The 8,443-nt window shown below is 67.2% G+C and carries 4 protein-coding genes; all 4 read left to right on the forward strand.

Features of this window, described 5'->3' with window-relative positions; translation table 11 throughout:
• A partial coding sequence (locus ACRC0P_RS10900) for a DUF7507 domain-containing protein (RefSeq protein ID WP_438630766.1) occupies positions 1–3,335 on the forward strand: 3,335 nt, incomplete at its 5' end.
• A complete protein-coding gene (locus ACRC0P_RS10905) occupies positions 3,332–6,949 on the forward strand; it encodes a hypothetical protein (protein WP_438630768.1) in 3,618 nt (1,205 codons plus the stop codon). The genes ACRC0P_RS10900 and ACRC0P_RS10905, both read left to right, overlap by 4 nt.
• A gap of 340 nt (positions 6,950–7,289) precedes the next feature.
• Positions 7,290–8,156, forward strand: a complete 867-nt coding sequence (locus ACRC0P_RS10910; protein ID WP_438630770.1) for an SPFH domain-containing protein — start codon at positions 7,290–7,292, stop codon at positions 8,154–8,156.
• 15 nt (positions 8,157–8,171) lie between these two features.
• Complete coding sequence (locus ACRC0P_RS10915) at positions 8,172–8,378, forward strand: Arc family DNA-binding protein (protein WP_438630772.1); 207 nt, start codon at positions 8,172–8,174, stop codon at positions 8,376–8,378.
• Positions 8,379–8,443 lie beyond the last annotated feature (65 nt).

The raw sequence follows: 8,443 nt of genomic DNA on the forward strand, positions 1-8,443 counted from the left end.
TCGATAATACGGCGACGGCGAACGCTACTGATCCGGGCGGTAATCCAGTCAGTGCCAATGACAGTACCAGCACGGCATTAACGGCTTCGCCTGCTCTGGATTTGAGCAAAGTTGCCGGCGCGCCGAGCGGCAACAGCGCTGGGGATACCATCGCTTACACCTTTACCGTCACTAACACCGGTAATGTCACCATCGATGGTATTGCCATCAACGACCCGCAACTGGATGCGGTAGCGACCTGCGACACCACGACCCTGGCTCCTGGCGCAATCGCAACCTGCAGCGGCACCCACACTATTACCCAGGCCGAAGTTGATGCCGGTACCGTCGACAATACGGCGACAGCGAGCGGCACCGACCCGGGCAGCAATCCGGTCAGTGCTAATGACAGCACCAGCACGGCGCTGAGCGCTTCGCCCGCACTGAGCCTGGACAAGAGTGCGGCCGATAGCGGCTATGCCGCGGTCGGGGATACCATCAACTACAGCTACCTGGTGACCAACACCGGTAACGTCACCGTCGGCGATATCGCCGTAAGCGACGATAAGATCCCGTCGGTCGACTGTCCGGCAACCGTGCTGGCACCGGGGCAATCCACCACCTGTACCGGCAGTTACACCGTGACCCAGGCGGATTTGGACGCGGGTTCGGTGACCAACCTGGCCAGCGCCAGCGGTGTGCCCGCGGGCGGCACCCTGACACCGGCGGAGGACAGCGAAACGGTCGCCGCGGCGCCCAATGAGATCGCCGCCGCCGACGACAGTTACGGCCCGGTCAACGGCGCCGACGGCGCGGCGGACCTGGGCAGCGTATTCGACAACGACACCCTGGACGGTGGGCCGCTGGACCCGGTGGACGTCACCGCCACGCCGCTGGATACGCTGCCGGCGGAACTGAGTTTCGACCCGGCCACAGGCTCGGTCGGCCTGGCACCGGGCGCGCCCGCCGGCGATTACGGTTTTACTTACCGGATCTGCGAGGAGACGAATACCTCCAACTGCTCCACCGCCGTGGTGACCGTGAGCGTGGTCGCGCCGGAAATCCAGACCGCCGACGACGATTTCAGCGTTTTCCCGATCAATGGTGCCAATGGTGGCACCACGCCCCTGATACTGGCCAACGACACCCTGAACGGCGATGCGATGGCATTGAGCGCCGTTGAACTCACCGCGCTGGAAATACCCGCGGGGCTGACGCTGAACCCGGACAGCTCCATAACCGTGGCGCCGGGCACCGCGGCCGGCAGTTACGCCGTTCGTTACCGCAGCTGTGAAATCGCCAATCCGGACAACTGCGATACCGCCACCGTCACGGTACTGGTGGTGGCGCCGGAAATCGTCGCCGTGGATGACGACTTCAGTGGGACGACCATCAACGGCGCGGAGGGCGGGGGCCTGCCGTCGGTGCTGGGCAACGACACCCTGAACGGTATCGCGATAGATCCCGCCGTCGTCGAACTCACTGCGGAGGAGGTGCCCGCGGGACTGGGCTTCAACCCGGACGGTTCCCTGGCGGTGGCACCGGCCACAGCGGGGGGAACCTACGCGATCGACTACCGCATTTGCGAGCGGCTGAACCCCGACAACTGCGACACCGCCCGGGTGGTGCTGCTGGTGGAAGACGGCATGCCGTTGCGTCTGCGCAAGAGCGTTGCGACGCAACAGGTGCGTGTAGGCGACCTGATCCGCTATGAACTGGTGGCCGAAAACGTCAGCGAGGGGACGGTGCAGGGCGTCGCGCTGGTGGATACGCCGCCGCCCGGCTTCAGCCTGGTGGCGGACTCGCTGCGCCTCCGCGGCGCCGGCGGGCAGGCGGTGCTGGCCGACGGGGACCCGATCCGCATCGAAGGGATACGCCTGGCCGCCGGCGCCAGCCTCACCGCTACTTACCTGCTGCGGGTGGGCCCCGGTGTGGTGCGCGGCGAGTTCGTGAACAGCGCCGTCGTTGAGCGCAACGGCAACGCTATCAGCAACACCGCGCGGGCTTCCGTGTACCTGGTGGCCGATCCGCTGCTGGAGGAGACCCGCATCTTCGGCACCGTGTTCGATGACCGCGACGGCGACGGCTGGCAGGACAGCGCGCGGGCCACCGGGCTGCAGCTGCGGGGCGGTTTTGCCCCGCGGGCCTACGTGCCGGGCAGCACCACCATCGACCGCGGCGACGGCCCCCGGCCGGTGCCGGACGCCAGCGCGCCGCTGTTGCGCGGCCTGGACCTGGGCGAGCTGCGCGGCCGCGCCAGCGAGTCGCGGGGGGAGGGGCGCCGAATCGTCGTCGCCCAGCGGCTGCGCGCGGCCGAATTCACCAGTGACCTGGTGTTGCGCAGTGCCGAGGGCAGCGAACTGCACATGGGCGCCGGAGGCGAGGTGCGGGTCGCGGCGGCGAAGCCGGGCGACAGCGCTCAGGACTTGCGCATCCGCCGCCGCGTCTCGCCCGCGGCGGGCGGGGACTACCTGGTGGAATACGAGATCCGCAACGAGGGCGTCGACGAAGCCGGCCTGCCGGGTGTGCGCCTGGCCACCATCGAGGGGCTGATCGTGGAAACCGACGCCTACGGGCGCTACCACCTGGAGGGCATCGACGTGGCCAATTTCGCCCGCGGGCGCAATTTTGTGGTGAAGGTGGATCCGGCGTCCCTGCCCTCGGGGAGTGTGCCCACCACCCGCAATCCGCTGATCAAGCGTGTCACCCAGGGGGTGCCGGTGCGCTTCGACTTCGGCGTGCACGCGCCGGGGCAGCCCCTCGAGGCGCCCGCGGAAATCGTGGAGATGGCCGTGGGCGAGGTGCTGTTTGAGCCGGGCAGCGCGCACATCGATCCCCGTCACCGGCCGGCGATCGAGGAGATGGCCGCGCGGGTGCGCGATTACCGCGGCGGCGAGTTGGTGATCACCGGCCACGCCGAGGCCGGGGGACTGGCCTTGGAGCGCGCGCAATCGCTGCGGGAGGCGCTGCTGGCGGAACTGCCGTCGGAGCTGCGCGACCGCGTCGGCGTAGAGTTGCGCACCCACGTGGACGCGGAAATGCTCGCGCGACTGGACGGCGGCGTGAAGCTCGGCACCCTGCTGTTCGATACCGACAGCGCGGAGGTCCGCCCGGGTTACCGCGAACTGATCCGCGCGGTGGCGCGGCGGATTGAAGCGCGCGGCGGGGGCTGGGTCACCATCGTGGGTCACACCGACCGCCGCGCCAGCGCCGAGTACAACCGGCGTCTGGGCCTGCGCCGCGCGCGTGCCGTCTACGACGCCATCGCCGCGGAACTCGACCCGGAGACCAGGGAGCGATTGCGGGTGGAAGTGGATGAGGGGAGAGAATTTGCCGACCGGGAGGTGCAGCTGTGAGTGCCGCGAAATGGAAATGGATAATGCAGCGCCTGCCGCTGCTCCCGGTGGCCGCACTGGCCGCCGCGACCGCCTTTGCCAATGAGGCCGATCCCGGGGAGACGGTGGTGCGGATCATCACGCGCAGCGAGAGTGAGCCGGCGTCCCGGCGGGAGCTGCAGCCCAACCGGCGGGTGGAGATCGGTATGCCCGACGCACCGCCGGGCAAGGCGGTGGCGCGGGGGCGTTTTGCGGTGCACCTGGACGGGGGCGGCATCATCTGGGCTACCGAGGATCCCGCGATGGTGGAGCCGGACCTCAGCGTCGCCGCCGCGCCGCTGGTGCCCTTTGCCGGTGGGCGCATCGTCGAGCCGGTGCGCTTTCACGTCTACAGCAACTACACGGCGTTTATCGAGCGCCTGGAGGTGGTTGTCTACCGGGCGGAGGACGTGGACCGGCTGGCGCCGCTGACCCGGGTCCGGGTACCCCTCTCCAATTTCGGCGCGGCCGAATGGTTGGGGGAGCTGCCAGAAGGGCTGCGCCTGCGACGGGGCGACGAACTCACCTATGTCCTGCGGGCCTACGACGGGAACGGCAATATGGACGAAACCGTCGCCGGCACCATGCAACTGGCACCACCCGCCGTAGTGCGCGGCGGCGCGGGAGTGAACGCGCTGGCGCAGGGCGGGGCGGTATCGCTCGAAGGAGAGTTCGACGGCGGAGGGGCCTCGCTGGCGGCCGCCGATGAGATCTACGGCCGCAACGGGCTGCGCCGACAGAATATCCCCCTGTACGGCTCGCGGGTGCGTATCCGCGGCCAGGAGCTGCCGGAAGGCTTCAACCTCAGCATCAACGGCCGGGCGCTCCCCGTGGGCACGGAGCGCCGCTTCGTGGCCGAGTACCTGGTGCCGGTGGGGCGCCACCCCTTCGATATCGAACTGCGCCGCGGCGGCGAGACTATCCACCGCCACCTGGAGATGGATGTGTCCGGCCGCTACCTCTTCCTGGTGGCGCTGGCCGACCTCACCCTCTCGGAAAGCCGGGTCAGCGGCGCCGTAGAGCCGCTGGGCGACGGCGACCGCTACGACGATTTTCTCACCGAAGGTCGCCTGGGCTTCTACCTCAAGGGCAAGATCAAGGGCCGCTACCTGGTCACCGCCCAGGCGGACACCCGCGAGCGCGAGGCCGACGAACTGTTCAGCGGCTTCTTCGAGGCCGACGCCCAGGACGTGTTCCGGCGCCTGGACCCGGACCAGTACTACCCGGTTTACGGCGACGACTCCACTGTACACCGGGATATCGACACCCAGGGCCGTCTCTACGTGCGCGTCGACTGGGACCAAAGCCAAGTGTTGTGGGGCAATTTCCAGACCGGTATCCGGGACACCGAATACGGCCAGTACACCCGCAGCCTCTACGGCGCGGCACTGAACTTGCGCAGCCGGGGTAGCACCGACGACGGCGAGCCCCGCACACGCCTTACCACCTTCGCCTCGGAGGCGCAGACGGCGCCGGGCCACAGCGAGTTTCTGGGCACCGGCGGCAGCCTCTACTACCTGCGCCACCAGGATCTCCTGCCGGGCTCGGACGTGGTGGTGCTCGAACTGCGCGATCCCACCACCGGCCGCGTCGAGGGCCGCGTGGACCTGGAGCGCGGGGTCGACTACGAGATCGACGAGCTGCAGGGCCGGCTGATTCTCACCCGCCCGCTGGCGCAGGCCAGCCTCGACCGCCTGCCCAGCATCACTCGAGACCAGCCGCTGAGGGGATACGACAACATGCTGTTGGTGGACTACGAGTATGTGCCCACCGGTTTCGAGAGCGACAATCTCGCCGCCGGCGTGCGCGGCAAGCACTGGCTGGGGGATCACCTGGCCCTGGGCGCCACCTATATCAGCGAGGCGCGCTCCGGCGAGGACTATGAGTTGCGCGGGGGCGACGTCACCCTGCAGGCGGGAAGGGGCACCTATCTCAAGCTGGAGCAATCGGACACCAGCGCCTCTGTCGCCCCCATCTTCTTTTCCGACGACGGCGGCCTCAGCTTCATCCAGAGCAATCCGCAACTGCCGGGCCGCAGCGGCCGCGCCAACTCCGTCGAGGCCCGGGCCAACCTGCGCGAACTGGGCTGGAGCCGCCGCGACTGGACCCTGGGCGGCTGGTGGCGCGACGTGGACGGGGATTTCTCCTCCGGGCGCTTCGACCTGGGCCTGCCGGTGCGCGAAACCGGCGGGGAGTTCTTTGGCGAGCTCTCCGCACAGCTCGACATTACCGGCCGCTGGAGTGAGCGCCGCCGGGGCGACGAGGCAATCGAACAGGCGCAGTTGCGCGGCGACTGGGCGCCGTCCGACCGCCATCAGTTCACCGGCGAAATGCGCCGGGTGACCGAGACTTCCGCCGGCGACAGCGCCGTGGGCACCCTCGCCGCCGTGGGCTACACCCTCAGTTTCGGCAGTGTGCTGCAGGATATCTACACCGTCGGGCAGTTCACGGTGGACGACGATGGCGGCGCCTACGCCGACAACGACGCGGTCACCCTGGGCAGCCGCTTTGCGTTCGGCGACCGCTACCGGGTCAGCGGCGAATCCACCTGGGGCGACCGCGGCGACGCCACTACCGTGGGCGCCGAAATCCGCCGCAACATGCAGCACACCCTGTACGGTTCCTACACCGATTCCACCGACACCACCGACCGCCCGCCGCTGTCCTCCGGCGCGCGGCCCGGCGGTCTTACCCTGGGGCAGCGCTGGCAGCCCTCGCACCAGGTGCGGGTGTTCAACGAGAGCCAGTGGCTCAAGGAGGGACCGGAGGTGGGGCTGGCGCACACCTACGGCGTGGATTTCTATCCCAGTCGCGGCTGGAACTTCGGCTTCACCCGCCAGGATGCCACCCTGGAGAGCACCCGGGGAGAGGTGGAGCGGGAAGCGGTCAGCGTGCACGGCGGCATCAGCGCTCCGCGCACCAGTTGGACCACCAAGCTGGAACATCGGGAGGACAACGGCGCCGAACGCCGCCGCCAGTGGGTGACCACCAACCGGCTGCAACACAAACTCGACGAATCCTGGCGGCTCTCGGCGCGCCTGAACTTCGCCGATACCCGCGACCTGATCGACGCCGAGGCGGGTGCCCGCTTCGGCGAGGCCAACTTCGGCTTCGCCTGGCGGCCCTGGGACCACGGCCGCTACACTCTGCTGGGCCGCTACACCTGGCTCTACGATCGCTCCAGCCTGGGACAGGAGGCGGTGTTTTCCGAGTTCGACCAGCGCAGCCGGATTCTCGCCCTGGAGGGCATCTGGCGGGCGGCGCCGGCCTGGGAGTTCGGCGGCAAACTGGCGCACCGCCGCGGCGAGGTGCGCCTGGCTCGGGGGGAGGGCCCCTGGTTCGACAGCACCACCAATTTTGCCGCCCTGCAGATGCGCTGGTACCCCTTCGACCGCTGGAGCTGGCTCTCCGAGTACCGCTGGCTGGACGTGCGTCGCTCCGGACTGCGCCAGGGGCTGCTGACCAGCCTGGACTTCGACATCAGCGAGCAGTTCCGCATGGGGATCGGCTACAACTTCACCGACTTCAGCGACGACCTGAGCCGCCACGACTACGAGCACCGCGGCTGGTTCCTCAACTTGGTGGGCAGTTACTAACTCAAGTTTCGGAGTTCAACCGTAGGGTGCGCCATGCGCACCGCTCCAGGACTGGTGGGGGCCTCAGGCTTTTGGTGCGCACGGCGCACCCTACGACTGCCCTGCTGGCGAAACGGGCGCCCCCGCTACCTCAATCGCCTGCAGGGCAGGCTCCCACGGCACGCCTGGAACCAATTGCCCACTCCGTCCCATCCTATGCCCAGTGACTGTTCGCCAGCCACTGGGCAACTTCGCTGTTGCTCCCCCGAAACAGCACCTCATTAGTGTCGTCGAACAGTTGGCCAGCTCTTTGTTTGATGTTATTGTGATATCACAATGATACCAAAAAAGGAGAATTTCGATGATTACCGAAAAAAAGGCTTTTACTGTGAACGGCTATTGGATGGTCGCGGTTCTTCTTCTGCTGCAACTGGTCACCGTCGGTATGCTGGTGAGGGGCCTGGTGGCGGCGGACGCCTCGGCTGTGGGCTGGGGCCTGGCGGCCGTCATCGTCGCTTTCTGTTGGCACGGACTGTTTATGGTCGCTCCCAACCAGGGGAAGATACTGCAGCTGTTCGGCAAGTATGTGGGCACGGAGCATGCCACCGGCCTGCGCTGGACCAACCCGCTGATTTTCAAACGCACACCCATCTCGCTGCGGGTGCGCAACTTTGAAAGCGGCAAGCTGAAGGTCAATGACGCCAATGGCAACCCCATCGAGATCGCCGCGGTGGTGGTGTGGAAAGTGGTGGACTCGGCCGAGGCTCATTTTGAGGTGGACGACTACGAGAGCTTTGTCACCATCCAGAGCGAGGCGGCGCTGCGCAATGTGGCCAATGAATACCCCTACGACAACCACAGCGAGGAGGTCCTCTCCCTGCGCGGCGACCCCGCGAGCATCGCTGGGAAAATCCGCGACCAGGTGCAGGAGCGCTTGGGCAAGGCGGGTATCCAGGCCATAGAGGCGCGCATCAGCCACCTCGCTTATGCGCCGGAAATCGCCCAGGCCATGTTGCGCAAGCAGCAGGCCAGCGCCGTGCTGGCGGCCCGCCGGTTGATCGTGCGCGGTGCGGTGGAAATGGTCACCGAGGCGATTTCCACCCTGGCGGAATCCCACCAACTGGAACTGGACGAAGAACGCAAGGCCAATATGGTCAACAACCTGCTGGTTGTCATCTGCGGCGAACAGCAGGTGCAACCGGTGATCAACAGCGGCAGCCTCTATTGAGGGACCAGCGCGATTATGGCGAAAAAGAAAGCCTTTCCACTGAGAATCAACGAGCAGGTGCTGGCGGCGATGCAGCGCTGGGCCGACGACGACCTGCGCAGCCTGAACGCACAGATCGAATATGTGCTGCGGGATGCGCTGGTAAAGTCCGGCCGCGTCAAGCTGGTGCAGAAGGTGATGACGGAGATCGAGGAGAGGGACGAGGATTCCGGAGATTCATAAATAATCCTGAAGATGCTGATCCGCGGCTGGCGCCGCGTTGCGGAGCTGGAGCTCCGCGGTCCCGG

Origin of the sequence: Microbulbifer sp. (genome assembly GCF_051659245.1) — a bacterium.
GTDB lineage: Bacteria > Pseudomonadota > Gammaproteobacteria > Pseudomonadales > Cellvibrionaceae > Microbulbifer.

What these genes read in the sequence shown, in the direction of transcription:
- ACRC0P_RS10910 (WP_438630770.1), top strand. Translation starts at nt 7,290, where the DNA reads ATGATTACCGAAAAAAAGGCTTTTACTGTGAACGGCTATTGGATGGTC.
- ACRC0P_RS10915 (WP_438630772.1), top strand. Translation starts at nt 8,172, where the DNA reads ATGGCGAAAAAGAAAGCCTTTCCACTGAGAATCAACGAGCAGGTGCTG.